Annotated in this window: 25 protein-coding genes; 4 read left to right on the top strand and 21 right to left on the bottom strand. The window is 39.8% G+C overall.

Annotated elements, in window-relative coordinates; all coding sequences use genetic code 11:
- Positions 1 to 32: 32 nt before the first annotated feature.
- The 11 genes from DCC39_RS09120 to DCC39_RS09170 form a co-directional block, all read right to left on the bottom strand.
- Positions 33 to 1,010 (bottom strand): alpha-ketoacid dehydrogenase subunit beta, encoded by a 978-nt coding sequence (locus DCC39_RS09120; RefSeq protein ID WP_116554631.1) that lies wholly within the window; start codon positions 1,008 to 1,010, stop codon positions 33 to 35.
- Positions 1,011 to 1,023: 13 nt separating this feature from the next.
- Positions 1,024 to 2,028: a thiamine pyrophosphate-dependent dehydrogenase E1 component subunit alpha gene (locus DCC39_RS09125; RefSeq protein WP_116554584.1), complete on the bottom strand. Its 1,005-nt coding sequence runs from the start codon at positions 2,026 to 2,028 to the stop codon at positions 1,024 to 1,026.
- Positions 2,029 to 2,120: 92 nt separating this feature from the next.
- Entirely contained in the window at positions 2,121 to 2,888 is a 768-nt protein-coding gene (locus DCC39_RS09130; protein ID WP_116554585.1) for an SDR family NAD(P)-dependent oxidoreductase, read from the bottom strand.
- Between the two features lie 34 nt (positions 2,889 to 2,922).
- Positions 2,923 to 3,969 carry a zinc-dependent alcohol dehydrogenase gene (locus DCC39_RS09135; RefSeq protein WP_116554586.1) on the bottom strand — a complete coding sequence of 349 codons (1,047 nt, stop codon included), beginning with the start codon at positions 3,967 to 3,969 and terminating at the stop codon, positions 2,923 to 2,925.
- A 311-nt stretch (positions 3,970 to 4,280) separates the two neighbouring features.
- Positions 4,281 to 4,928 carry an MBL fold metallo-hydrolase gene (locus tag DCC39_RS09140; RefSeq protein ID WP_116554587.1) on the bottom strand — a complete coding sequence of 216 codons (648 nt, stop codon included), beginning with the start codon at positions 4,926 to 4,928 and terminating at the stop codon, positions 4,281 to 4,283.
- Between the two features lie 278 nt (positions 4,929 to 5,206).
- Positions 5,207 to 5,899 (bottom strand): TraR/DksA C4-type zinc finger protein, encoded by a 693-nt coding sequence (locus tag DCC39_RS09145; protein WP_165820817.1) that lies wholly within the window; start codon positions 5,897 to 5,899, stop codon positions 5,207 to 5,209.
- Positions 5,900 to 5,994: 95 nt separating this feature from the next.
- Entirely contained in the window at positions 5,995 to 6,891 is an 897-nt protein-coding gene (locus tag DCC39_RS09150; RefSeq protein ID WP_116554589.1) for a 5'-3' exonuclease, read from the bottom strand.
- Positions 6,892 to 6,957: 66 nt separating this feature from the next.
- Positions 6,958 to 8,448 (bottom strand): GGDEF domain-containing protein, encoded by a 1,491-nt coding sequence (locus DCC39_RS09155; RefSeq protein WP_116554590.1) that lies wholly within the window; start codon positions 8,446 to 8,448, stop codon positions 6,958 to 6,960.
- A gap of 127 nt (positions 8,449 to 8,575) precedes the next feature.
- Positions 8,576 to 9,307 carry an EcsC family protein gene (locus DCC39_RS09160; RefSeq protein WP_116554591.1) on the bottom strand — a complete coding sequence of 244 codons (732 nt, stop codon included), beginning with the start codon at positions 9,305 to 9,307 and terminating at the stop codon, positions 8,576 to 8,578.
- Between the two features lie 30 nt (positions 9,308 to 9,337).
- A complete protein-coding gene (locus DCC39_RS09165) occupies positions 9,338 to 10,555 on the bottom strand; it encodes an ABC transporter permease (protein WP_116554592.1) in 1,218 nt (405 codons plus the stop codon).
- Positions 10,552 to 11,295, bottom strand: a complete 744-nt coding sequence (locus tag DCC39_RS09170) for an ABC transporter ATP-binding protein (protein ID WP_116554593.1) — start codon at positions 11,293 to 11,295, stop codon at positions 10,552 to 10,554. The genes DCC39_RS09165 and DCC39_RS09170 overlap by 4 nt, the downstream gene beginning before the upstream one ends.
- Positions 11,296 to 11,425: 130 nt before the next feature.
- On the opposite strand from DCC39_RS09170, the gene DCC39_RS09175 reads away from it, so the two are divergent.
- From DCC39_RS09175 to DCC39_RS09190, 4 genes are all read left to right on the top strand, one after another.
- Entirely contained in the window at positions 11,426 to 11,857 is a 432-nt protein-coding gene (locus DCC39_RS09175) for an HIT family protein (RefSeq protein ID WP_116554594.1), read from the top strand.
- A 137-nt stretch (positions 11,858 to 11,994) separates the two neighbouring features.
- A complete protein-coding gene (gene serC / locus DCC39_RS09180) occupies positions 11,995 to 13,068 on the top strand; it encodes a 3-phosphoserine/phosphohydroxythreonine transaminase (RefSeq protein WP_116554595.1) in 1,074 nt (357 codons plus the stop codon).
- A gap of 119 nt (positions 13,069 to 13,187) precedes the next feature.
- Positions 13,188 to 13,829 carry a 5,6-dimethylbenzimidazole synthase gene (gene bluB, locus DCC39_RS09185; protein WP_116554596.1) on the top strand — a complete coding sequence of 214 codons (642 nt, stop codon included), beginning with the start codon at positions 13,188 to 13,190 and terminating at the stop codon, positions 13,827 to 13,829.
- A gap of 109 nt (positions 13,830 to 13,938) precedes the next feature.
- The gene (locus tag DCC39_RS09190) at positions 13,939 to 14,463 is read left to right on the top strand and encodes a tryptophan transporter (protein ID WP_116554597.1); all 525 of its coding nucleotides are present in this window, start codon (positions 13,939 to 13,941) and stop codon (positions 14,461 to 14,463) included.
- An 87-nt stretch (positions 14,464 to 14,550) separates the two neighbouring features.
- Here DCC39_RS09190 and DCC39_RS09195 read toward each other — a convergent pair whose 3' ends face one another.
- The 10 genes from DCC39_RS09195 to DCC39_RS09240 all read right to left on the bottom strand — a co-directional run bounded on the left by DCC39_RS09195 (position 14,551) and on the right by DCC39_RS09240 (position 25,803).
- Positions 14,551 to 14,943: a thiol-disulfide oxidoreductase DCC family protein gene (locus DCC39_RS09195; protein ID WP_116554598.1), complete on the bottom strand. Its 393-nt coding sequence runs from the start codon at positions 14,941 to 14,943 to the stop codon at positions 14,551 to 14,553.
- 68 nt (positions 14,944 to 15,011) lie between these two features.
- Positions 15,012 to 15,251, bottom strand: a complete 240-nt coding sequence (locus tag DCC39_RS09200; protein WP_116554599.1) for an indolepyruvate ferredoxin oxidoreductase subunit alpha — start codon at positions 15,249 to 15,251, stop codon at positions 15,012 to 15,014.
- A gap of 144 nt (positions 15,252 to 15,395) precedes the next feature.
- Positions 15,396 to 16,727, bottom strand: coding sequence for a sigma-54 interaction domain-containing protein (locus tag DCC39_RS09205; RefSeq protein ID WP_165820818.1), 1,332 nt, complete (start codon positions 16,725 to 16,727; stop codon positions 15,396 to 15,398).
- 7 nt (positions 16,728 to 16,734) lie between these two features.
- Positions 16,735 to 17,166 (bottom strand): MaoC/PaaZ C-terminal domain-containing protein, encoded by a 432-nt coding sequence (locus tag DCC39_RS09210; protein ID WP_165820819.1) that lies wholly within the window; start codon positions 17,164 to 17,166, stop codon positions 16,735 to 16,737.
- A gap of 120 nt (positions 17,167 to 17,286) precedes the next feature.
- Positions 17,287 to 18,969: a class I adenylate-forming enzyme family protein gene (locus DCC39_RS09215; protein ID WP_116554601.1), complete on the bottom strand. Its 1,683-nt coding sequence runs from the start codon at positions 18,967 to 18,969 to the stop codon at positions 17,287 to 17,289.
- Between the two features lie 34 nt (positions 18,970 to 19,003).
- Positions 19,004 to 19,756, bottom strand: a complete 753-nt coding sequence (locus tag DCC39_RS09220; protein ID WP_116554602.1) for an SDR family NAD(P)-dependent oxidoreductase — start codon at positions 19,754 to 19,756, stop codon at positions 19,004 to 19,006.
- A 29-nt stretch (positions 19,757 to 19,785) separates the two neighbouring features.
- Positions 19,786 to 20,586, bottom strand: a complete 801-nt coding sequence (gene menB, locus DCC39_RS09225; protein ID WP_116554603.1) for a 1,4-dihydroxy-2-naphthoyl-CoA synthase — start codon at positions 20,584 to 20,586, stop codon at positions 19,786 to 19,788.
- Positions 20,587 to 20,600: 14 nt separating this feature from the next.
- Positions 20,601 to 21,755, bottom strand: a complete 1,155-nt coding sequence (locus DCC39_RS09230) for an acyl-CoA dehydrogenase family protein (protein ID WP_240613586.1) — start codon at positions 21,753 to 21,755, stop codon at positions 20,601 to 20,603.
- A 687-nt stretch (positions 21,756 to 22,442) separates the two neighbouring features.
- Complete coding sequence (locus DCC39_RS09235; protein WP_116554604.1) at positions 22,443 to 24,167, bottom strand: AMP-binding protein; 1,725 nt, start codon at positions 24,165 to 24,167, stop codon at positions 22,443 to 22,445.
- A gap of 55 nt (positions 24,168 to 24,222) precedes the next feature.
- Positions 24,223 to 25,803 carry an ABC transporter substrate-binding protein gene (locus tag DCC39_RS09240; RefSeq protein ID WP_116554605.1) on the bottom strand — a complete coding sequence of 527 codons (1,581 nt, stop codon included), beginning with the start codon at positions 25,801 to 25,803 and terminating at the stop codon, positions 24,223 to 24,225.
- Between the last annotated feature and the right edge of the window lie 5 nt (positions 25,804 to 25,808).

Here is a 25,808-nt window from a genome sequence, read left to right on the forward strand (position 1 = left end):
CCCTGTCCAATCTTTTTTTTATTCAGATAAACTTAATATTCCATTAATTCCATCACCGTATCAATAATTTGTTGTTCACTCGGGCGATAGAATTGTTCTAAATGTAGACTTTGGGCAATCGGAACATCTGGACCTCCAATTCTCCTAACAGGTGCCTGTAAGTCAAAAATTGCTTCTTCGGATATTTGAGCGGCCAATTCCGCACCTGATCCCCCTGTTTTTGGTTCTTCGTGTACAATGAGTACACGGCCTGTTTTCCGAACTGATCCTAATATCGTTTCTTTATCAAGTGGGGCTAATGTTCTTGGATCAACGACTTCAACTTCGATTCCTTCCTTGCTTAAAGATTCAGCTGCATCTAAAGCAGTATGAACTTGAAGAGCTGTTGCAATAATTGTTACATCTGATCCTTCTCTTTTTACATCCGCTTGGCCTAAAGGTATGAGATATTCCTCTTCAGGCACTTCACCTTTTAAGTCATACAAGACTTTATGTTCGAAGAAAAGGACAGCATTATTATCTCGTATGGCTGTTTTAAGTAAACCTTTAGCATCGTATGGGGTGGAGGGAATGGCAATGTGTAGTCCCGGCCCATGCATAAATAATGCTTGAGGACTTTGTGAATGTTCGGGTCCTGCTCCTCCAGCAATACCAATTGGCAATCTTAGTGTAACCGGGACTTCCATCGACCCACCATGCATATAGCGCCATTTACCTAATTTATTAAATATTTCATCAAATGCGATGCCTACAAAATCGCCAAACTGTAATTCCGGTATCGGGCGCAAACCTGTAATTGCCATACCTAATGCCGCTCCCACAATGGTTGATTCCGCAATGGGTGTATCGAATACACGTTTATTCCCAAACTTCTCATACAATCCTTTTGTAACTGCATTAATTCCACCAAATTTGCCAACGTCTTCGCCAAATAATACCGTTTTTTCATCGCGTTCCATTTCTTCGGATAATGCTTCCAAAATTGCTGCACGCATTGTTAATGTTCTCATCGTTTCATCCCCTTTAAGCAAATAGTCCTTCAAAAATTCTTTCCCTACCCGGTAGTGGTGCGGATTCAGCCGTCTTAATAGCTTTTTGGATTTCATGATCTACTTGCTCATCTATTTTTGAAAAATCGTTCTCTGAACAAATATTGTTTTCAAGTAATCGTTTCTTAAAATTCTTAATCGGATCCCTTTTTTCTTTCCATTCTTTTACTACCTCGGGATCAACATAATCGTATGGATCTCCCTCAAAATGCCCACGATGTCGGAACGTCTTTGCTTCTATAAAAGTTGGGCCTTCGCCTTTCCTTGCTCTTTCGATTGCTTCCTTGGCAACTTCATGCATCAACAGAACATCATTCCCATCCACAACACAATTCGGGATCCCATAACCATCAGCCCAATCAGCGATATGTTCTTTCACAGCATGCATTTCTGAAGTATGACAAGAAATGGCATACTCATTGTTTTCACAAATATAAATAATCGGCAACTCATATATCCCCGCCCAATTTAACGAACCATGCAACGGCTCTCTTGCTGCTGCGCCATCACCAAAATAACAAACAGTGACTCGATCAGTACCTTGGAATTTTGCTGAATAAGCAGTGCCTACAGCAATATTAAATTGGGAGCCAATTGTACCGGCTTGACCTAATACTCCTCTTGAGACATCTGCACTATGCACGATTCCCGCTCCCAGACCTCTTGTTGTCCCTTCAACTGTACCCAAAAAATCACCGTACAATTTAGAAAGTGGTACCCCTTTTGCAATTTTTTGATTGCATCCACGGTGATTGTAATAAAGATAATCTTCATCACGAAGGTTGTGCACTATTGAACCTGCCGACAGTCCTTCCGATCCGATACCGGAATGATAGAAACCAGACACTTTCCCTTCGTGCATCAATTGAATGAGATTTTCATCAAACTTTCTGATTTTTACCATTGTACGGTAAAACGCCATTAAATTTTCCTTACTATAATCTCTTAAATTAATTTCTTTTTGATAAATTTCAGCCATTATTAATCACCTCATACTTTTATTTACGTGATTTTCCATTCATTAAAATTTCTGTAAAAATATGACACGATGACCTTATCAAATGAATAACGCTATACAACGCTCCAACCACCGTCTACCGGCATAATTAAACCTGTCACATAGCTAGATTCATCAGATGCTAAAAACAAAGCCGCATAAGCAATTTCTTCCGGTTTTCCGACTCTACCAAGCGGACCCGCTTCATAGTTTTTGGAAACTTCGGGATTTTTTAATGCATCGGCAATCATCGGTGTATCGATGGCTCCCGGACAAATGCAATTCACGCGAATATTATATTTGCCGTAATCGACTGCCATGACTCTCGTTAAAGCAACAACCCCTCCTTTCGCTGCCGTATAAGCATCAGCTCCTGTTACACCGAGCACCCCGTTTAATGAAGAATTGTTGACGATATTTCCGCTTTTTTGCTTGATCATCACGGGTAACACATATTTTGACATTAGATAAGCCCCATTTAAGTTAATACCGAGAATGTCATTCCAATCTTTCAAAGGCGTTTCCAATAACGGAGCCATTTTGTATTTGGAGCTTGAGGAAAAGCCTATACCGGCATTGTTAAATAAAATATCAATTCTCCCGTACATATCTACTACTTGATCAACTAATAGGGTGACGTTGGATTCATCGGAGATATCTGTTTGAATAAAGACGGCCTCATTGCCGGCATCGACGATTTCTTGTTCCATTCGTTTCCCTGCTTCTTCATTCCATTCGGCAATAACAACTTTTGCTCCTTCTTTCGCAAATAACTTTGCTGAAGCTTTACCTTGTCCGCTACCTGCTCCTGTTATAATAGCCACTTTCCCTTCTAATCTCATCGTTTCCTCCTTCATTCATTGAAAATTTTTCTTCTTAATATTGAGGCGTTACTAACACCTTTACGGACACCTGCGCGTTTTGTTGGATTCTGAAAGCTTCTTCAATTTTTTCCAATGGATAGTTATGGGTAACCAAATTATCAAGGTTCACTTTTTTATTTTTTAATAGGTTAATTGCTTCAGCCATATGAGAGCCTAACACACCAATAATTTTGGGAGCCTTATGAACGATTCTCATAACATTTGCATCCACTGGCTTATCCGGCAAGGCGACAAGTGCTATTGTTCCCCTGCTTCTCACTGCTTCAAGTGCCTGGGAGAACGTATCATTTATCCCCGCACATTCAACAACTAAATCAGCCATTCCACCTACTCCGAAGTGATAGGGGCCTTCTCCCCACATGTCTTGTATTTGGTCAATCACATTGTCTTTCAAAGGATTAATTGCCTTATCAGCACCATAAGATAGTTCTCTTCGAAGGTTTGAAGGTTCTGATATGGCTACTTCATATCCGTGAACATTTTTCAATATTTGGGCTACCATATTTCCAATGAAGCCGTTGCCTAGTACTAGCGCTTTCCGATAGGTTGGATCATGAGTTTGCTGTACGGTTTGCGCAGCCACTCCAAGCGGCTCAATAGATGCAGCCTCCTCGTCCGTTATTTCATCCGGAACTAGAAAAATGTTTTGGTTGATAGCTGCGTTTTCTATCTTTACATATTCGGCAAACGCACCGGGCCGGCCATAACCAGTCCCCGTTTTAAATAATTCTGGGCAATAGATAAAATCGTTCGTTTTGCACCAGTGGCATTCCCCACAGAAATTAGCGGCAAATCCGACTGCTCGCTGTCCAACCGTAACGCCTTGGACATTTTTTCCAACTTCAACTACTTCACCTACAAATTCATGTCCCATCACTTGATCATGATTCACAAAGTCACCCGTCCGAAATGTGTGTAAATCCGATCCACAGATGCCGCAAGCAATCACTCGCAGTACCACATCATTTTCAGCACAGTCAGGATCTGGTATTGAACAGACTTCTAGAGAACCAGGGCCTTTAAAAACAGCAGCTTTCATTTCCTCACTCCTTAGATTTTAGAATTCTTCAAATCACTCTTTTTTGAAACCCAATTTCTTAGTTCCCGGCGAAGCACTTTACCTGAAGCATTTCTCGGAAGTTCTTCTATAAAAGCAATCGTTGTAGGTTTTTTATAGCTCGCTTTATTACTGACTCTTTTAAAAATTTAGACGCTAATGAAGAAAATTCCTCTGAAAAAATTAGGATTTTAGATTCTGAGTTAGGAATGTACTTTACTTCCTTGTATTGCCTGACTCCAACAAGCTCCGTTTTCAAAATGAGCTAACCCTTGTTATTGCCAGGAATCTATTTAATCTCTGCTAAATGATTTGACATTCGGAAGGAGATTGTATCTCTTTTCCATTCCTATTGATGTCAAATTTCCATGCCCAGGCATAACTTTTATACCATCTTCAAGCGTAAATAATTTATTTCTTATTGATTGTTTTAATTTTTCCCGATTCCCATACGGTACCCCATATGTAATGCCAATTACTCCCTCCATTAATGTGTCCCCGCTAAATAAGTACTGTTCGATTAAGTAGCATGTCCCTCCAGGCGAATGGCCAGGGGTGTGAATTGATTTTATCAAATGATTATTCCACTTTATAACCTCCCCCCCATACAGTACGATGTCTGGCCAATTGCAAACAATTGGATTTTTAGATTGATATGACAAGTTTAAATTTGGTTCAAGCAACCATTGAGCTTCTTCATGGTGAATGGCCACCAAACCTCCTGTCATTTTCCTAATTTCATTCAAACCTGCAATATGGTCATGATGTGAATGAGTAAGTAAAATATAATCAACTGTTTTATCTTTTATGTACCTCAAAACGGGTTCTGGGTCTTCTCCCGGATCGATAACTACGCAGTTATTATTAATTTTATCTGTAATTACAAAACAATTCGTTTTTAATTGACCTAAAGTAAAACACTTCACTTTTAATGAAGACATAAGCTGGCCTCCCAAAATTCCAGATGTATAATTTCACCTTTTATTTTTAATAATCACCCCTTACTAATCTACTTGTTTATTATAGCAACTTTCATGCCAATATAATTTCTCATCTAATCAGCTGTTTTCTTTAATATTTTTTCTTAAAAATGAGAAAATGAAAATTAGCGATTTTATTTTCGGGAATTTTTTACACAAATTTTATGACTTGAGTCAATTTCTATAGTCTTACTAAAACATCAAAGCACCCTCCTTCGTAAAGTTGGGTGCTTTCTCAGTTATTCTCTTTCCTCATACTCTTCATGCTTATCATTCGGCAAGACTTTCCGGTTTTTGCCATACCGGTTTGTTGCGACAAGGCTTTCGATGTCTTCGACATACCCGACTCGTTCGTCTGAATTGAGATACATGTCATTGTAATCTTTAATCTCGTTATCAAAAAGATCTGACGGTGTATCGCTTGTTCCCCACTTTGCCACATCTTGCCATGCATCTTCGGAGTCGTAAGACGTATTTTCATTTTCATCATTCTCGAAGCCTTCAAAGTTTCCGAATGGTGGTTCTAAGATTTGTTCCTCAACAGGTCTCTGTTTTGCTACTGTTTGATCTCTGCTATGCTCGACACATCGAGCTGCTGTAGGGTGTGCTTCGAGCCTTTCTATTGGAATATCCTGTTTACAATCTTCACAAATTCCGTAGGTGCCATTTTTTATTCGTTCAAGCGCGTCATTAATTTCGTTTAATTCTCTTTCTGTATGTTCATTTAATGCAATGTCTTTTTCCCGGTCAAATAAGATTGTCCCATTATCTGCAGGGTGGTTGTCATAATTTGAAAGCTCACCCATCGACTCTTTGATCATTTCTTCTTCGGTACCGAAGTGATCGCTTGATTTAAGCAATGTTTCAGTTTCTTTTTTCATCTCAAGCAATGTTTGGTTAAATTGTTGCAGTTGCTCCGCTGTCAATGCCATTGTTTTGCTCCTTTCTAAACAGACAAGAAGGTATTTGCAGTTCGCTAATGAATTCAATTCTTGCCTCTCATTTAATAGGTGTGGAAGCATTTTACTTATGAAAACGGGTCGTCCAACAACTTCAATAAAGATTGCATTTCAAGAGCTTCAAATTGTTTTTCTATTTTTCCCTTATCCAGTGACAACATACATTCTGAAATAGAAAACGACATAGGGACGTCACATCGATTTTTTGCTAAATCATGTGAAAGATGAAGCATGTCAAGTTGTGACATGATTTTGGAGCGGATTCCTTTAGGAAGATCTTCCGCATTTTTAAGAATGCCGTCGATTGATTCGTATTGATGGAGAAGCTTCTGAGCTGTTTTAATTCCAATTCCTTTTACTCCGGGATAGTTGTCACTTGCATCTCCCATTAGTCCTTTTAATTCCCTGAGCTGATGTGGCATTAAACCTTTTTCCTCGAGAACACGTTCCGGTGTAAAATGTGCATAATTTGAAAAACCTTTTTTCATAATAATGACATGGATACGTTCATTTACCAGCTGCAACAAATCGTTGTCACCCGTTAAAATATGAACATTCAATTCCGGCGCGTGATTTAAAGCAATGGTGCCGATGACATCATCCGCCTCATATCCTTTTATTCCGATATTTGGAATATTAAAGCTTTCCGTTACTTTTTTAACAAGATCGAATTGTGGTAAAAGATCGAATGGAGGATCGGGTCGGTTTGCTTTATAATCGGAAAATAATTCGGTGCGAAATGTCGTTTTTCCCATATCCCAACAACAAACGACGTGACTGGGACCAAATGTTTGAATGGCATCCCATAAGTACCTTACAAATGTATAAATCCCGTTTGTCGGAATTCCTGTACTCGTTCTTCTAATTGAGCCTCGATAGGCTGTAGCATAATATCCCCGAAATAATAAAGACATGCCATCTACCAGCATTATTGTATGTTTAGTGGTCAAATTTCTCTCTCCCATTCTTTTCCTACAAATCTTATTTTAGCAAAAAAAGAAAGAAACGAGCCTCTTTAATATAAGCTCGCCTCAGTTTCCAAGTCCTTCATTCGCATAAATTGAAAATTGATTTTTCCCTTTTTGTTTTGATTTGTATAAGGCCATGTCGGCTTTTTTGTATAATTCTTCAGGATCAATCCCATGTTCAGGGGCAAAAGCGATGCCGATACTTACGGATAGTTCAGCCTGCGCAGCTTCTGTTATTTGCTTAAAATGCTCACTCATTTGCTCGATTAACTCTTGGGCTCTTATTTTTGTTTCTTCGAAATCAACAGAAGTCATAATGATCACAAATTCGTCCCCACCCAACCGAAAGATTCTGTCGCCTTTTCGTAAAAAATTGCGAAGCAGGTTCGCTGCTTTTTTAAGAAGCTCGTCCCCTTTGTCATGGCCAAAGTCGTCGTTAACCGTTTTAAAATTATCCAAATCAAGCATCAAAAAAGCTGTTGTTCCTTTATTTTCACTTAGGATGTGCCGAACCCTTTCTTCAAATGCCGACCGATTCATTAATCCTGTTAAGCTGTCATGGTAGGCGAGATACATCGGTTTCGACACCCATCTGGAAATAAGAAAAGCTATTAAGATCGTTATCGTTAAACTAATGAGGAATTGGATAATAAATGACTTTAGATTTTTGTTTAGAACCGACTCAAGTTCATATTGATTATAGATGATTTCAATCACTTTATTCTTGGTCGTTCCTTCATCAAAGTCTGATTCGTAAGGCACATACCTGTAAATCGCCGGCTCGTTGTGCCAATTTGCCTTTAATTCTGTCTTTTCTTTTGTTTTTAGTGTATGTTCAAATGCGTTTCTTCTTTCTTTAGACAGCTTCGCCTCTTCTACGGGTTGTCCAAGAGAGTAGCCTCCTAAATTAAGGATGTTAATTTCATTAATTGATGGGTACTTTGCCGTAAGCTCATCGATTGCACTGAGAAAGTTAAACTCTCGGAAAATTTCGCTGTTCTGTAAGGAGTAGCCCAATTGAATAATATATCTTTTATCATCCGTTGCCATATAACTGTATTTTTTAATTTCACCCGTTTGTTGCTCAATATCCAAACCATCGACATAAAATTTTCCCGACTCTCTTCTTTCATCAAGGATCCGGGCAAGTTTCTTACAGCATACATTAAAATCAAGTCCGATGTCTTTTTGAAAACTGCTGTATGTAATGACATTTTTATCATTAATCACATAAATATCCATATTCAAAATATCTTTTAACTCTTTAAAGTCCCATTTTTCAAAAGAAGGCTGTTCTTCATATTTCTGTATTAAATAAATAGTATTTGCCTCCATTTTTTCCGCAGTGCTTTTATCAAAAAAGAAATATGCTTTTTCAATCGCTTTTAACGAATCTTCAGCCATTTCTTGAATGGTATTAATTTGTTGCTCATTATCTATTATCACATGATCCCTTATCTGCAAGTAAGCAATCGTTGCCGTTGTTAAAGAGATAATAAGTGCAAAAACAATCATAACCAAAAATAATTTTAGTCTAAAACGTGTCCTTCCCACTTATTCACCCCCACGGTAAATAGTCTTTATTCCCTAAGACTATCATACCATATAAAGGCCGCAAAAAATTATGAATCTTTTATTTATCACGGTGCAACCGTTCGTAAGACCCATGCTTTTTGATTCTCTATTTATTAAAGAAGCGCATCCGGTACCCATTCATTGCCGTCTCGCTCAATTCATCCAGCAATTTATAGTTTGCATAGGCGCCAATTACCGCGCCGATGCCTGGCAACAGCTGGAAAAGCTTCACCAAGTCGATATGGTCACGATATTCCTGTTGCCAAGACTGCCAATCAATGGTTTGTAAATAGGTTGATTTCACTGGCAGACTTTCTGCTGTCTGTTCCCAGCTTTTTATTTCTTCCAAAACTTCCATTCTCTTTTTATCACTTGAAAAAGCGAGTTGAAAGAGATGCAAAATATACAGGCGCTCACGGTAATCTTTTACATCAAATCCGTACAGGCTTGCGGCATCAAAAAGAAATTTCATTTTAATTCCAAGGAGAAGAGGGAAGTCTGCCGCACCTAACAGCAGACCACCCGCCCCTGTTCCCGCCCCTTCAGCTGAAGCAATCCGCTTGTAAACCTTCACCTTTTCCAGTACAAGCTCCTCTCTTTGTTCAAGGGAGGCTTCTTTAAGCGGTGTGCGTTTCGTTGTATATTCTGAACCGACTAGCACAGCGGTCACTGTCTTTTTAATGCTTTCCGTAATGATGTTGTGGACTTTTTCGGGAATTTTCGCATTGATTTTGTTTTGAACCACTTTCGCATATCTCGCTGCAAGGGTTTGGCGCTTTCTCATTTTCTTTTCCCAAGCTTCTAACTCCTGAAACGCTTTTTTTTCGTATTCTGTCATCATCGTCACCCCTCAAAATGATTCGAACAGTTAACTTTGCATCTGTTTTTTCACTGACAAGTGAATATACAGGTAACTGCATAAAGCTCCGGCTACTAACATCATAAAAGCAACAACCACTGATGCCCCTCCTATAAGAAGGGCAATCGAAAATACAAAACACTTGATAACGAGCAATAGGCTAAGCAGCGTTTTGCTTGCATAAGAAAAACGTGCGGTTGAAATAGGATACAAGTTTACGATATCGTGGCCGGAAAAATGTTGGACTAGCGCGACTAGCTGGACAGCGGATAAATATAAAAACAGCGCATAACCGATAACTTTCCCGTATTCATATGGCAGAAAAATAATGATGAGGGCTCCAATAACGAGCAATCGCATATAAATGCCAAAATAATTTCCCGAACGAATAAATGCGTGCGTATACAAATAAAGTGGTGCTGAAGATTGGCGGTGGCGGATCATTCTCGAAAACACATTCACCCATCTTCTTGGCTTCGTCCGTTCTTTTAACACCGGAACATCGGTAAAAGCATTCACAAAACGGTAAAAACGCAATGTGAGCCCTTCTTCCATTTCGATTAACCTTTCCCATTTCAGGCCATGTTCCTTCGGAATGGCGAGGGATAAATGCCACAGATAAGCAACCATGATGACAATGACCAAAAGTAAAATGACAGGCGATGCCCCTGTCATTGATAAATAGACAAGAACAAATGTTGCAACTGTACGCAGGAATGAGTAGCTGAATACTGTGCGTTCAGAAGGTAATTTGAGGGCAAACCAATACACAATCACATTCCATATTTTTATAAGAAGGAACAAAATAATCAAAAGGAGGTACGGATAAGTTAAATCATTTGCCCGAACTGCGTAAAGCGGTGCCAGCACAATCGCTCCAATCAAAATAATAAACATTTGCATCACGATATTGTAGATAATTGCAGGTGTAAAATAAGCTTTCATCCGCTCTTCCGCCGAAATAAGAAAAACGAGATCGGCCCTCTTTAAAAACGTCCGGATTTTCCCTCTCACTAATAAAAAAGCCATGACCATCGAAATAAACAGCATTACTGGAAAAGAATTAGGGATTTGTTTAATAAGCAAACTATAATAATAGCTTCCGAAAATAATAAGGAACAATACTGAGAACAACAAGCCGCTGTTCCCAATTAAACGCATATACCGAAGAAACAAATTCAAAAACGCTTGAAAACGTTCATACCAAAGTTTTCCGGCATCCATCATGTCAACGCTCCTTGAGCTACTTTTAAATAAATTTCATCAAGTGTCGCACGGGGCATACTTGCTTGTTCCCTTAGCTCCTGCATTGTTCCTTGGAGAACAATTTTTCCTTCATGAAGAACGATCATCCGATCGCAATATCGCTCGGCTGTTGCCAAAATGTGTGTCGACATGAGGACGCCCGCCCCATTTTTTTTAAATGCAACCATCCAGTCCAAAAAAGATTGGATGCCGATCGGATCAAGCCCAACGAATGGCTCATCAACGACATAGAATTTCGGTTCAACCAAAAAAGCGCACATAATCATGACTTTTTGCCGCATCCCTTTTGAAAATTGACTCGGGAACCAATGTTTCATTTTTACCATTCGAAACTCTTCAAGCAGCTTTTCTGCCCGTTCTTCAAAAACCGACTCCTCCACATCATATGCCATCGCTGTTAATTTCAAATGCTCCCAAAGCGTTAATTCATCATATAAAAGCGGTGTTTCCGGAATATATGTAAATTGGCCCCTGTATTCTTCCGGCGCTTCAAGGAATGTTCTTCCGTTCACATGAATCGTTCCTGAAATTGGCTCCATCAATCCAAGCACATGCTTAATCGTTGTACTTTTCCCTGCTCCGTTTAATCCAATTAAGCCAACGATCTCACTTTCATTCACTTCAAAAGTAATCTCATGTAACACGGGGCGATTCGCCGCATACCCGCCCGTTACGTTTTTCAGTTCTAATATTTTCTTCAATGTTTCATTTGTCCCTTCTTAACTGTCTTACTTTTATTTTAGCGACATTTTCATCGTTTTGCATCATTTGTGGGCTCGGAGTTTGTTATAATTAAAGTAATGATAAATTATATTGAAAGGATGATCGATTATGGTACATAATGAAAACTGTATTTTCTGCAAAATTATCGCTGGAGAAATCCCATCAGCTAAAGTGTATGAAAATGAACACGTGCTTGCGTTTCTTGACATTAGCCAAGTAACAGAAGGACATACGCTTGTCATACCGAAAAATCACGAAGAAAATGTCTATGAGTTATCTGAGGAATCCGCGAAACATGTATTCCAAGCAGTGCCGAAAATTGCAAACGCCATCAAAGAAAAATTTAACCCAATTGGAATGAACTTGCTCCAAAACAACGGCGAAGCAGCCGGGCAAACAGTCTTTCATTATCACGTCCATCTTCTCCCGCGCTACGGAAAAGACGATGGGTTTGGATTGGTTTGGAAAACACATCATGACGAATATACTCCTGAGAAATTGCAAGAAATGGCTGAAAAAATCGCTTCTGGCATCGAATAATTTTCCATCATGCTCCCTTAAGGGGAGTCTCTTTTTTTCGGCAGGCAATAGTGGTAAAATATGAACATAATGAAAGTTTGATAGTTCTTTGTTCGGAAATTAATAGAAAAGATAAACGACTTAAGGAGTGTAGCAAAATGGAGAGAAGCTATAATTTTAATGCAGGGCCTGCCGCTTTGCCGCTTGATGTATTGAAAAAAGCACAGAGCGAACTTACCAATTTTAAAAACAGCGGAATGTCCGTCATGGAATTGAGCCACCGCAGCAAAGAATACGAAGAAGTCCATAACCGTGCGCAACAGCTTTTAAGAGAGCTTCTAAATATCCCGGAGAATTATGAGGTGCTGTTTCTTCAAGGCGGTGCAAGCCTGCAGTTTACGATGGTGCCGATAAATTTCCTAGGAAATGGAAACGGCAGCTATGTCTTGACTGGGTCTTGGTCTAAAAAAGCACTGAAAGAAGCAGAAAAAATCGGGAAAACAACAATTGCGGCAACAAGTGAACAAACAAACTTTGATCGCATTCCGAAACTGAACGAACTGTCTATTGACGACAATGCGTCATATGTCCATATTACATCAAACAACACGATTTACGGTACACAATGGCAAGCATTCCCTACCGTTGAAAATTTGATTGCTGATATGTCAAGCGACATTTTATGCCGTCCATTGGATGTATCAAAGTTCAAATTAATCTATGCGGGAGCACAAAAAAATCTCGGCCCGTCAGGTGTTACTGTCGTTATTGCCGACAAGAACTTCCTGGAAAAAGGCGCCGATAATTTGCCAACAATGCTTGACTATCGTACACATAGCAAAAATAATTCTTTGTTTAACACGCCGCCGACTTTTGCCATCTACATGCTTTCACTCGTACTTGAATGGCTTAAGGACCAAGGAGGCACTGAAAAAATCCAAGAAACCAATAATCAAAAAGCAAGCTTGCTTTACAATGTGATCGATGAAAGCAATGGTTTTTACAATGGACACGCTCAAAAAGACAGCCGCTCCATTATGAATGTTACCTTTACTCTTCCTAGTGATGATTTAACAAAACAATTTCTGGCTGAATCGAAAGAATTAGGCTTTGTCGGCTTAAACGGCCACCGTTCCATTGGCGGTTGCAGAGCTTCAATCTATAACGCCGTACCTTTAGAATCAGTTGAGAAATTAAGTGAATTCATGATTTCATTCCAAAAGAAAGCTTGAGAAAAACTTTGACTAACTTTGGGGGAACATAGAAAAAATTCCCCCGAAGTTTTTATTTTCTGTCGAAGGCTTTTAAAAGAAATGGCAACAAATCAAACAATTCTTTTCGAGGGGATAGTATGTTTACAAAAGAAGAAAAAGAAGCTGTTTACAAAGTCATTCATAAGAGAAGAGACATTCGCAGTTTTCTGCCGGATCCGATCCCTGAATCTGCCATCCAAAACATCTTGCTTGCGGCCCACCACGCACCTTCGGTAGGATTCATGCAGCCTTGGAATTTTATTTTGATTACTTCAGGCGATGTAAAGAAAAAACTTGCCTGGGCCGCTGATAAAGAAAGGCGGGCACTAGCCATACACTATGAAGGGGAAAAAGAAACGAAATTTTTAAGTTTAAAAGTTGAAGGTTTAAAAGAAGCCCCTTTGACCATTTGTGTCACTTGCGATCCTACACGAGGGGGCTCACATGTCTTAGGAAGAAATTCAATCCCTGAGACGGATGCATTATCAACCGCCTGCGCCATTCAAAACATGTGGCTCGCAGCTTGTGCCGAAGGATTGGGGATGGGCTGGGTCAGTTTTTATAAAAAAAATGACGTTCGCGATATTCTAATCATCCCGCCGCACATTGATCCGATTGCACTTATCTCCATTGGTTACACAGAGGAATACCCTGAAAAACCGATTCTAGAGACAGTGAATTGGGAAAAAAGACGAACTTTGGATCGTCTCATCTTTCAAAATCAATGGGGAAAAAAATAAGGACTGTTTTGATGTTGAGACATTCGAAGGGAAAACGGTTGTCTGCGCCAAAATGTATGGTATAATGGTTTGAAAATAGAAACATTAGCTGAGAAGAGGAGAGTTGAGCATGAAAACAAAGAATTTAGTATTGATCGCTTTGCTATTAGGAATGGGGACAGTTTTATCACTTATTTTGGCAGTCACTTTTGCTGGTATGAGACCTGACGTTTTACTCGTTATGATGTTTATCGCCATTTTACTTTTTCCTGAGAAAAAACATGTGTTATTAACAGGACTTTTAACAGGGATCTTATCAGGGTTGATTTCCACATTTCCCGGCGGCTTTATCCCGAACATCATTGATAAGCTCATTACAGCTTTCGTATGTCTAGGACTAGTGCTTATGCTGCAAAAACTTACACCAATCGTTAGAGCTGGAATCATCTCAGTCATCGGAACATTTGTAAGTGGGATTGTATTTCTAAGTTCGGCTTTGATTATCGTAAGCCTACCAGCGCCATTTCTTGCATTATTTAATCTTGTTGTGCTGCCAGCACTTGCCTTAAACACTATTCTAATTGTCATTGTCTACCCAATTGTCCAATCCGTCCTTAAGCGTTCAAACTTTGAGCCAATTCAGAGAGCGGTTTAATATGAATGAAGCACCCGTGATGCGGGTGCCTTTTTATTCTTTGATTGTCCGTGAATATAAGGCTTGCCAATCGGCAAGTTTTCTTTATTATTCTATGAATCGCTTTCTAATTTCAGGTGTAGGAAGCATACAGCTTTCCTGTTTGCCGAACCACCTGTAACGGTTTTTTGCGATAAAGTCGTAGATGAAGTCTCTGACAGGCCGTGGAACGATAAAAAACAAAACAAAAAAATTCCATGGGGCTTTTAGTTTACGGCATACCCTTAACGCGGCAGATGATTTTATATAGCTTTTATTGTTTTCTATCAACACAAAACTATCCGTGTCTTCATTTAACCCATGCTTTTTTAAAAGTTCTTTCCCAATATCACTTTGGAGTGATGCAAATTTAAAAACAGCATTTGGATCCCTTTTAATAATAAACTGAATACTATGGTTGCAAAGATTGCATACTCCATCAAATAAAATAATTCGCTCCATCATCATACACCCCTGAACTTAAAATGCCTTACAAGGTTCAATGTTAACCAAGTAAGGCATTTTAGGAACTATGATATACCAAAGAACTTTTCCGCTTTTCTAAGAAATTCTTCTTCTTCTGGAGTTGCATCATATTCCTCAATAATAGCATCGACTGGACAAACCGCTACACAAGCACCGCAGTCAATACAAATATCTGGGTTTATAAAATATTGGTCTTCCCCTTCTTCTATGCAATCAACGGGACATACGTCCACACATTCCGCAGCTTTCTCCCCAATACATGGGCTCAAAATTACAAATGCCATCTCTATTCACCCCCACCTTTCCTGCAAATATGTCATTTCAATTTTACCACCTCTTTTTATTATAAACAAACGAAAAGATTTTTGAAATAATCAATGTTTGTCACTACCATTGCTTTTTTCGAATGAGGAATTGAGGTATTGAAACTATTTCAAATTGTATTTTGACATTTTTCTATACAAACTTGCCAAGTGGATGTTTAATTTTTCTGCGGCAAGTGTTTTGTCACCATTTGTTTCTTCTAAAGCGCGCTCAATAGCTGAAATTTCTGCGTTTGTTACTTCCTCTTCTAAAGATAGCAATTCTTTCATTTGTGGTTTCTGGTAAATCGGGAAATTTGCGTAAGGCAAAAAGAAGTCGTCTAATGTTAATGTGCCACCTTCAACAATATTCATGCCACGTTCGATAAAAGACTTCAGTTCACGAACGTTTCCCGGCCAATCATAATTTAACATCCAATCTTTAAGCAACGGATCAATTTCTTTGACGTTTAATCCGAACTCATCATTAAAATCATCAATAAACTGATCAGCTAAGAGGAGGATGTCTTCTTTTCGGTCTCTTAATGGGGGGATTTTCAATTCAAAGACAAGCAGTCTGTAAAAAAGGTCTTGGCGAAATTTTCCTTCTTGCACAAGTGTCATTAAATCACGGTTTGTAGCTGCAATAATTCGAATATCAACCCTTTTTCGCCCTGTACCGCCCAAACGCTCAATCTCCCTTTCCTGCAAAACACGCAAAAATTTTCCTTGTGTGATGAAAGGCAATTCAGAAATTTCGTCTAGGAAGAGCGTCCCATTTTGCGCAAGTTCGATTTTTCCGGGTTTTCCATCTTTTCCTGCTCCACTAAATGCGCCAGCTTCATAACCAAACAGTTCAGATTCAAATAAACTTTCTGGTATAGAGGCGCAATTTATTGGAATAAAAGGACCTTCTCGTCTTGGGCTTAGATCATGGATGGCTTGGGCGAACAATTCCTTGCCGGTTCCGCTTTCTCCTGTTAAAAGGACAGTAGAGCTGCCTCTTGAAACTCTCGCAGCCAGCTCTTTAATCTGTTCGATTGCTGAACTCGTTCCATTGATTTGTTCAAAGGTGTAGGAATGTGATAAAGGACGTTGTTTTCTTTTTACTTTTCTCCTTTTTTGTTGTTCGTTATTATTCAAAAGGGACAGCAACTCTTGTCTATATGACTCTTCATATTTTAAAATGACTTGGCAAATAAAACCTTTTTGCGAACAGAGAAATACTTTAAGCAAACATGGGATATTATTCAAAACTCCAAAAACAATGGCTTCCGAGTTCGCAGCAATTCCTATTTTTTGTAGTGAAGTTTCTTTTAACATTTGATTGAAATGAGTAAGTTGCGAAGATTCCAAGTTGAAATGTTCACATAACTGCTGGCTAACATGGATAAGCCTGCCATTCGTATCTATTTCAAAGAATCCCCAATCCCAAAACGTTTTTTTGGATTCATCCAACATGTAATCACCTATTGTTTTCGTTTGGTAAAAGAAAGACAACGACTTGGCCTTTTACGACTTCTTTACCATTTTGGTTATAACAGCTAACTTTTTGAGTAATCCAGTTTCGTTCATGATTTATATCTATGACCTGAAGTTCTGCACTAATTGTATCGCCTATATAAATTGGATGACAGAAAATGATTTCTTTTTGTAAAAGGACACACGCTGTTCCGGGCAGCTTTGTACTGATCACTTCTGTGATCAAGCCTTCAGATAAAAGCCCTGGCACGATTGGTCCGTCAAAATGGGGTTTCCAAACATTTTCCTCCCGTTTGTAAACGGAGTTGAATTCTCTTGTTAATGTATTGCAAAGGTGAACATCTTCTTCCGTAAATGTTCGTTGAATTCTTGCCACTTGCCCAACAAACAAATCCGTTAATGTATAATTACTCATCATTTTTACTCCTATTATTTGGTTTTTATCTTTATTGAATTATACCGTAAACATACATTTTAAATCCATTGAAAGCCGGGAGATTCCCGGCCTTCAGGTTGCTATATATTAATTAATTGGTTACCTTTCGGGAACAAGATCCTTCGCTTGCTCTCTTAATGCAAATCTTTGAAATTTCCCGGTACTTGTCATAGGAAATTCTTTCACAATTTTCAACGCTTCAGGCCAGTGGGTTTTGTTCACACCTTTTTCCTCCAAGTAGGCGGTCACATCTTTTAATGTGAGGCGGTCATTTTCATTTTTTAGAACGAGGATCGCCGCTGCACGCTGCCCTAATCGCTCATCTGGAATTGCGACAATGGCCGCTTGCGAAACGGCCGGATGGGTATAGAGCACCTCTTCAATTTCACGCGGATCGATTTTGTAGCCGCCTCGGTTGATTAAGTCATCTCTTCGTGAAATAAAGGTGCCGTAACCATTTTCATCCATGCGAATAATATCTGCAGAATGAAACCAGCCGTCTTTAAACATTTTTTCCGTATTGTTTGGTTGGTTATAATAACCGGGGATAAAACTTGGTCCTTTCACGCATATTTCTCCTTCGCAAGGTGGCGTTAAATCTTCTCCACTCGGAGAAATTAAACGTTCTTCCAGTCCCTCAATTAATTTGCCGAGTGATGAACTTGTTACTTCAATGCTGTCATTAGGCCGCGTGCAATGGGTAGCGCCCGCTTCCGTATAGCCGTAAAAAGCGATAATACCCGCTCCGGTACGCTTATTTAATGTATTTAAAATATCATAAGGGCAAGTTGCGCCAGCATAGGCTATTGTTTCAATCGAATGAACATCGCGGTTCTCTAGCCCATCGAACCTTGCCAAATCAATTAACATGGGAGGCGCTCCCAAAAGGGTTGTCGGTTTTTCTCTTTCAATCAATTCAACAGCTTTTTCCACATCCCAAGCTTGCAGCAAGATTACCGGTGCCCCGCGGTACAATGCGCCAAGACAACCTATCCCCAAACCGGTAAGATGGGCAATCGGAGTGACAATGAACCACCGCGCATCCCGCGGCAATTGCAAAATTTCATTGAAACGGTTGACCCAATACAAATTATTTGCGTGTAAATGCAATTCGGCTTTTGGTCTGCCCGTTGTTCCGGACGTAAACATAATGAAAAATGGATCAGTTCCCACAGGTCGCGTTTTTTCTAATTCCGCTCTAGAACCATTCTCCCCAATTTTTAAAAGATTTCCATAACTCACTGTATCAGAATCATTTTGTCCCGAGACGACAATAAGATGCTCTAAACAAGTATGTTTGTCTTTTAGTTGCCTTGCCATATCCAAATAATTTCGATTTCTGAAAGAATCAGGAATCATGAGTGCGGACGCTTCAGTTAGTTCCAATACATAATCCAAGTCATGTGCTGTATAAGGTATGTGGCATAGTACAGGCAAAATTCCTGCTTTCGCCGCCCCCATGAGCGCGATAAGAAATTGACTGCTGTTCGGAAGCTGCAACGCAATGCGATCTCCTGGCTTAAGCCCTAACTCCAGCAAGCCAAGAGCAAAATTAGACGATTGCCTGTCATATTCCTGATATGTGGTGACATCTCCATTTTCATCAATAATTGCAGGGTTGTCGGGTTGTTCTTTCGCATGGCGTTCCAGGTGATGTACAAAACTTTCCTCTTTCCAATCACCAGAGGATAGGTAATTTTCGATTGTTTCTTTTGACATCCATACATAATCTTTTGACAGCAGATTATCAATGCTGGTTTTTAAAGTTTCTGATTGAATCAATTTTTTCACCAACCCTTACAAAATTTTTGATCGATTAAACCATTGTTAACCCACCGGAAACACTTAACGTCTGCCCTGTTACAAATGAAGCTTCATCAGAACTGAAGTAACATACTGCGTTGGCAATATCTTCCGGCTCCGCTAAACGGCGAAATGGAATGGCTCTTTCAAGTGCACTTGAAATTTTCGGATTATCTTTAACAACATCTTGGAATAATGGTGTGTTTGCAGGTCCGGGGCAGACAACATTGACGTTAATTTTGTACCTCGCCATTTCTCTTGCGATCGTCTTCGAAAAGGCAATGATTCCGCCTTTTGCTGCTGAATACACCGCTTCTCCGCTCGATCCGACACGTCCGGCATCTGAAGCGATATTCACGACTTTACCGAAACCTTGCTCGATCATCACTGGCAAGATGGTTTTGCACGTGTTTAAAACCCCCCTTAAATTAATTGCGATGACTTTGTCCCATGTTTCTTCGGTATTGTCTAAAAAAGGCTCAACTTTATCCCAGCCAGCGTTATTAACTAGCACATCAATTTTTCCGTAATGTTTTATGACTCGATCAACCATCGTTCCAACGTCTGAACGCTTCGTAACATCAACCTGAACGGCCAATGCTTCTCCACCTTCGGATTTTATCGTTTCAACAGTGTGTTGTGCCGTCTCCAAATCGATATCAGTTACAACTGCCTTTGCACCTTCATTTGCAAGTTTTCTAGCGATTGCTTTTCCAATTCCCCTTCCTGCACCGGTAACAATTGCAACTTTGTCTTGTAACCTCATGATTGCATGCTCCTTTTCTATGAAGATGATTATCCTTTATAGTATTTTCGAAAATCAGCAGGCCTTTTTTCTATAAACGCTTGATTGCCTTCCAACGCTTCTTCTGATCGATAATACATGGCAAGTGAGCCCATCGCGAGTTGTGTAATTCCTGCTATATTTGCGCTGTCGGCATTAAATGAATATTTTAACATTTTAAGTGCAGTAGGGCTTTTTTCGAGAATTTTATTGCACCATTCTTCCGTTTCTTCCATCAGCTTCTCATGGGGGACAACTTTGTTTACGAGTCCCATCTCCTGCGCCTCTTCTGCTCCATACTGTTCACATAAAAACCAAATTTCCCTCGCTTTCTTTTCACCAATCACCCTTGCCAAGTATGCGCTTCCATAGCCAGCATCATAGCTTCCTACCTTAGGTCCGACTTGGCCGAATCTAGCTTTATCTGATGCCATTGTTAAATCACAGATGACATGAAGGACATGGCCCCCTCCAATTGCATATCCGTTAACTGCCGCGATGACTGGTTTCGGGATATTCCGTATGGTATTGTGCAATTCTTCGATTTCCATTCCAATGCCATTTCCTAATCCACCAGCGCCACTGTATCCATCACCGCCGCGATCCTTTTGGTCTCCGCCGACACAAAAAGCTTTATCGCCAGTCCCTGTCAGCACGACAACACCAATCTTGTTATCATCCCAAGCATCACGAAACGCATGGATCATTTCTGTCACCGTTTTCGGACGAAATGCGTTATATACTTCCGGTCTATTTATCGTAACTTTTGCAATTCCATTGTTTTTTTCATAGATAATATCTGAATAGGTCATAAGTAAATCCTCCCTCAATAAGGTTTAAACTCTTTGCCGATCAATTCCCTAGCAATGACAATTTTTTGAGTTTGAGCGGTTCCATCACCAATTTCCAATCCGATGACATCACGCAACCGTTGTTCAATCGGCATTTCTTTCGTGTACGCATAATGGCCATTCAATAACAAGCATTCATGAATGGCCTCCCTTGCTAAGTAAGGCCCCATCCATTTACACATTGATGCTTCTTTTGTATGCGGAAGTCCTTTATCCCTTAGCCAAAGCGTTCGGTAACACAACCATTTCGCCATTTCCAGCCATGTATGATGTTCTGCTATCGGAAATTGAACCCCTTCGAATTTCGCCAATGGACGGCCAAATGCGTGTCTACCTTTTACATGTTCGATTGTTTCCTCCAACGTTTGCTCCGCTGCCCCGAGACACTGTAATGCAATCAAAACTCGGCTTAGGTCAAAGCCATTCATGACTTGATAAAAACCTTTATTTTCTTCTCCGATTAAATAATCACCGGGAATGCAAACGTCATTCAGAAAAATTGAACCTCTGCCAATTGGCACGTTTCCCATATCGTGGTAGCTTTGTATTTCCAATCCTTCTGAATCCCGGGGCACCATAAATGCACTAACTCCCCGAGCACCTTCATCAGGGCTGGTTTTCGCAAAAACAACAAACCCATGGGCGACTTTCGCAAATGAAATACCTGATTTTTCTCCAGATAAAATATACGAATTCCCGTCTTTTGCCGCTTTCGTTTGCAAATTCGCTGCATCTGATCCGGCACCAGGTTCCGTTATTGCAATTCCTAACAAACAATTTCCTGAAGCCATCGGTTTTAACCACTCTTCTTTTATTCTTTCGGAAGCAAATTCCTGAAGGATTTCACCGATTAGCCCATTTAAGATGACTGCATAGGCGGCATTAAAATCTCCTTTTCCGATTTCCTCTGCCGCTATTCCTGTTGTGATGCAGCTCGCCGAACTGCCATTATATTGTTCATGTACACGCAGTCCAGTAACGCCGAGAGTACCCAATTTCCCCCATATGTCAAAAGGGAATTTTTCTTCCCGATCCCATTTCATATAATTAGGGAGCAGTTCCTTTTTTGAAAAGTCTCGAAGAATTTGACGAAAGGCGATCTGGTCTTCCGTCCAACTGAAATCCAACATGATCATCCCTCTATTTCTTTTTTTCTAACTATATAACTTCTGTCACTTTTACGTGTTGATTCCCTCCTCTCAAACGAATTCATTTCTTCACATTTCTATATAAAGCAAAAATGATGCCAATATTTAAACCTTGATATAACAGGATATTTTCAAAAAATGAGCGGAAAACTTTTTGCGTTATGGATAATTTTTTCGCAATGTTGCGAAGACAAATGCTGTGAGACTTATCAGGGATTATTCTTCGATTCATCGAAGCCTTGAAGTGGGGGTCTTACTGACGGCTGCGGCGTGATAAAAATTCATCCAAGTGTGATTAGCACCCACATTCGGGATGAAATCAGTCGCTTAGAAACGCAAAAAAGGAACAGTGAGTAACTCAAATTAAAAATAGGCACCTTAAAAAGGCCAATAGCCTGTCTTTAAGGTGCCAAATATAGGATAATAAGCTCAATTGAGATTGTTGTTTCTCTTTAAATATTTTGTAATCTTGGAGTTTTGAGATAAGTGTAGAGGTTTTTCCCCATCCTCTATTGTTCGGAAATCAATGTTCTGGCCAGCTTTTTCTTTGAACCTCGTACATTTTGTATTTTCCCTTTCAAGCTAGTCTAGCAGCCCAATAAAAGTATACCTTCCAAAAAGTCTGGGACAGTCAGCCTCTAGTCTCCCTTGTTTATGCGTGAATATCATTTAATTCTTTTTCAAGAATTCCTCTAAAAATAGCTTTTTTAATTTATATTTTTCAATTTTATTCGTTGGCGTTCGCGGTAAATCCTTAATAAAATGAATATGCTTCGGCCACATAAATTTAGGCATTTCGCGTTTCGTCCATTCTTCTAACTTAGCTACGCTTAGCTTTTCCGTTTTTGGTACGACGAAAACAACAATATCATCCTCATCACCTTCTTCGGCAGGAATAGGAAAAGCTGCTGAAACGCTGACAAGAGAATGCTGATTGATCATATCTTCCACCTGATAAGAAGATATATTTTCTCCCTTATGCCTAATTACATCTTTCATTCTATCGACGAAATAGTAAATTCCATTTTCGTCCCGATATCCAACATCCCCAGTATGAAACCAAAGGTTTTGAAATACCTCTACAGTGGCAGCGGGTTTGTTAAAATATTCTTTCAGTAATAGGTGCGGGAATTTTGAGCGAAATGCGATTTGCCCGGGCTGACCAATGCCACATTCATTATCATGCTCATCTAAAATTGCCGCTTCATAAAAAGGTGCAGCATAGCCCATATACCCTTTTGCTAGTGGTTCATTTCCTCTTTGAAAAGGAATCTCCAGTTCTTTTGCAATTTTTTGAGTTTCTTCTCTTGTGTATCCTTTATACATTTCCTTTGGGGTACCTTTTTCTTCTCCAAGTTCATCAATAATCCCAACAAAACCGTTTCCTGATTCTGTTTGGCCATAGCCCGCTGAAACAAAGTTAATTCCAAATCGTTTTGCAACATCATTGTGATATTGTGGTAGCGGCTGCATATGTACGCGATTTAACGTATTGAATCGGTCTTTCTCAGATGGAGGGGCTTTCATTAGCCAGGGGATCATTACGTCAAGCAAAATCGCATTCGTTGCACCGCTTTTCCGTATTCTCTCCCAAAAATCATGTGGACTGAATTTATCCCAAAGCGCCACTGTGCAGCCAGCAAACGCTGCACGAGCAACAAGGGCAAAAGCACCACCTACATGATACATTGGCAAATCGTTGTAGATCACATCCTCCTGTTTGTTAAAGGCTCTAAAGAAATACGTATAACCGTGAATCCAACGATACGATTGCACCACACCTTTTGCCGCTCCTGTCGTGCCCGACGTGTAAATAATGTTAGCTGTATCGTAATAGTGGATTGGAAGATTAGGGTTTTCATAGTTTCCCTGAACAACTTCATGAAATGAAATTGCTGGGAACTGAGAATCGAGTTCGATTGCAGCCTCTTCCGCAGAGTAATCATGACTCGTTTCGGCCGGATCATACATGACAATCGGAAAAGAGTACAGTTCGCTTTTTATACCATTAATTATGGAGACCATTTGCCTTTCAGTTACAAGAAGCTTTGGCTTAGTATCATTTATCTGATACGAGAGGAGCTTGCCTTTATAGTTAAAATTAATTGGACAAAAAACAGCACCCGCTTTCCAAATCCCAAACATCGCTATTGTTGTCACAAGGGGATTTTTTAAAAATAACGAGATACGATCTCCCTTTTGAATCCCTCTTTTCATTAGATGATGGGCAAAGTTGTTAGCCATTTTATTAAAGTCGTGATACGTGTACGTTTTATTTTCTTCCCCATAAAAAATAAAAGATTTATTGCCGCATTCCTTTGCCCATTTTTCAAATTTCTTAGTAATTAACTCTTCATCAGTCCCTAACGTTTTCTCGAATCTTTCTACACTCATTCTGCTCCCTCCCCTTATAGAAATAATAGAATTGCCCGCTTCCTCCGCCTAAAGTTTATTGTTCTTTCCAAATCGTTGAGAAAATTGGCTTTCCTAATAAATTAGGTTCATACCCCTTAATCGATTGGTTCATAGCAGCTGCGCGTGGTTCAAAGAAAATCGGAATCATAATCGCTTCCTCTAGGAGAGCTTTTTGGCTAATTTCACTATACAGCTTTGCACGTCCTTCTTGTTCATAGGTGCCAGCAGCTTCTGAAATTAAACTTTCAATTTCATCTGTCGAATGGCCCCCGGCATTGTAAAAACTGTCGCGCGCGAACAAGTTTTTTATCGTAATTTGCGGGTCAGGCCTACCTGTCCAACTAGATAGAAACATAGGTACTTCTTTTTCAACAAAATAGTTTGAAACTGCGGCTTGCAATTCCATTGCTTGGAGTTCTACTTGAATGCCAACTTCCGCTAACTGGCTTTTAATTGCTTCTGCTAATCGTTGTTCATAGGCGGTGGAATAATGGTTCATCTTAATTTTGACATTTTCAACCCCTGCATCTTTTAAAATTTGTTTTGCTTTTTCAGGATCATAGTCAATTTTGATATTTTGATCCGCAGCCCAATATTCTTTAGGGAACGGTATGTAAGCCGATTCACCGCTTCCAAAGTTAATCGCTTGAATAATTGCATCGCGATTAATTCCATATAAAATAGCTTGTCTCACAGCTTTGTTATTGATCGGCTCCTTCTCTGCATTCAAATACAACATTCGGAACGCAACAGACGTTTTATCTTTTAGGATAATGTTTGCCTCATTTTTAAGGCTTTGGACGTTCCCGGGCTTAATATCGTCTGCCAAATCAATTTCGCCGGATTTTAAGGCATTGATGCGTGTATTTTCATCCGCCATAATTTTAACCGTCATTTTATCAAGATAAGGCTGTCCTTCTTGCCAGTAATCCTCAAATGCCTTGAATACTATCTCGCCATTTGGCACGCGTTTTTCCATTTTATAGGGACCTGCGCCTACAGGGTTTTGTGAAAAATCATCTCCTTTTTCTTCAACCGCAGTCGGGGAAACCATCATTCCGCCGCGATCCGATAGTGCTAATAAAATTGACGAATCAGGCTGGGACAAATGTAGCTTAACGGTTTTCTCGTCAACTACTTCGACGCTTTCAATATTTTTGAGATCGGTCACCTTTGAGTTTTCAGAATTGGCTCTCTCAATGTTAAATTTGACAGCTTCCGCATTAAATGGTGTTCCGTCGTGGAACGTCACCCCTTCTCTTAACGTAAGCTGCAACGTTTTATCATCCGCAAAGTCCCAAGATTCTGCTAACCCAGCTTCCGGTTCTAGTTCAGGTGAAAATTCAATTAGCGTAGCATATACTGGCCACAGCAATGCATGATCGCTTCCCGCGCTTCCTAGAATGGGATCATAGTTGCTGACATCTGTCTGATATGCAAAAGTTGCTTCTCCACCTTTTTGTGGCTTACCTTCTTCTGTTTTCGAAGCTTCATTTCCTTTGGTTCCATTATCTTTTGGCTGGCCGCTAGTCTTAGACGAACACCCTACGATAACGAACACAAAAGCGATTAATAATAGAAATCTAATAATGAACTTCAACTGTGTGCCCTGCATTGATG

This window comes from Pueribacillus theae (assembly GCF_003097615.1).
Lineage (GTDB): Bacteria > Bacillota > Bacilli > Bacillales > UBA6769 > Pueribacillus > Pueribacillus theae.

Coding starts and splice junctions, on each gene's coding strand:
- DCC39_RS09125 (WP_116554584.1), bottom strand. CDS start 2,028: ATGGCTGAAATTTATCAAAAAGAAATTAATTTAAGAGATTATAGTAAG.
- DCC39_RS09130 (WP_116554585.1), bottom strand. CDS start 2,888: ATGAGATTAGAAGGGAAAGTGGCTATTATAACAGGAGCAGGTAGCGGA.
- DCC39_RS09150 (WP_116554589.1), bottom strand. CDS start 6,891: ATGGGAGAGAGAAATTTGACCACTAAACATACAATAATGCTGGTAGAT.
- DCC39_RS09210 (WP_165820819.1), bottom strand. CDS start 17,166: ATGAGTAATTATACATTAACGGATTTGTTTGTTGGGCAAGTGGCAAGA.
- DCC39_RS09240 (WP_116554605.1), bottom strand. CDS start 25,803: ATGCAGGGCACACAGTTGAAGTTCATTATTAGATTTCTATTATTAATC.
- DCC39_RS09175 (WP_116554594.1), top strand. CDS start 11,426: ATGGTACATAATGAAAACTGTATTTTCTGCAAAATTATCGCTGGAGAA.
- DCC39_RS09120 (WP_116554631.1), bottom strand. CDS start 1,010: ATGAGAACATTAACAATGCGTGCAGCAATTTTGGAAGCATTATCCGAA.
- DCC39_RS09140 (WP_116554587.1), bottom strand. CDS start 4,928: ATGTCTTCATTAAAAGTGAAGTGTTTTACTTTAGGTCAATTAAAAACG.
- DCC39_RS09220 (WP_116554602.1), bottom strand. CDS start 19,756: ATGAGGTTACAAGACAAAGTTGCAATTGTTACCGGTGCAGGAAGGGGA.
- DCC39_RS09195 (WP_116554598.1), bottom strand. CDS start 14,943: ATGGAGCGAATTATTTTATTTGATGGAGTATGCAATCTTTGCAACCAT.
- menB (WP_116554603.1), bottom strand. CDS start 20,586: ATGACCTATTCAGATATTATCTATGAAAAAAACAATGGAATTGCAAAA.
- serC (WP_116554595.1), top strand. CDS start 11,995: ATGGAGAGAAGCTATAATTTTAATGCAGGGCCTGCCGCTTTGCCGCTT.
- DCC39_RS09135 (WP_116554586.1), bottom strand. CDS start 3,969: ATGAAAGCTGCTGTTTTTAAAGGCCCTGGTTCTCTAGAAGTCTGTTCA.
- bluB (WP_116554596.1), top strand. CDS start 13,188: ATGTTTACAAAAGAAGAAAAAGAAGCTGTTTACAAAGTCATTCATAAG.
- DCC39_RS09165 (WP_116554592.1), bottom strand. CDS start 10,555: ATGATGGATGCCGGAAAACTTTGGTATGAACGTTTTCAAGCGTTTTTG.
- DCC39_RS09230 (WP_240613586.1), bottom strand. CDS start 21,755: ATGTTGGATTTCAGTTGGACGGAAGACCAGATCGCCTTTCGTCAAATT.
- DCC39_RS09160 (WP_116554591.1), bottom strand. CDS start 9,307: ATGACAGAATACGAAAAAAAAGCGTTTCAGGAGTTAGAAGCTTGGGAA.
- DCC39_RS09200 (WP_116554599.1), bottom strand. CDS start 15,251: ATGGCATTTGTAATTTTGAGCCCATGTATTGGGGAGAAAGCTGCGGAA.
- DCC39_RS09145 (WP_165820817.1), bottom strand. CDS start 5,899: ATGGCATTGACAGCGGAGCAACTGCAACAATTTAACCAAACATTGCTT.
- DCC39_RS09235 (WP_116554604.1), bottom strand. CDS start 24,167: ATGAGTGTAGAAAGATTCGAGAAAACGTTAGGGACTGATGAAGAGTTA.
- DCC39_RS09190 (WP_116554597.1), top strand. CDS start 13,939: ATGAAAACAAAGAATTTAGTATTGATCGCTTTGCTATTAGGAATGGGG.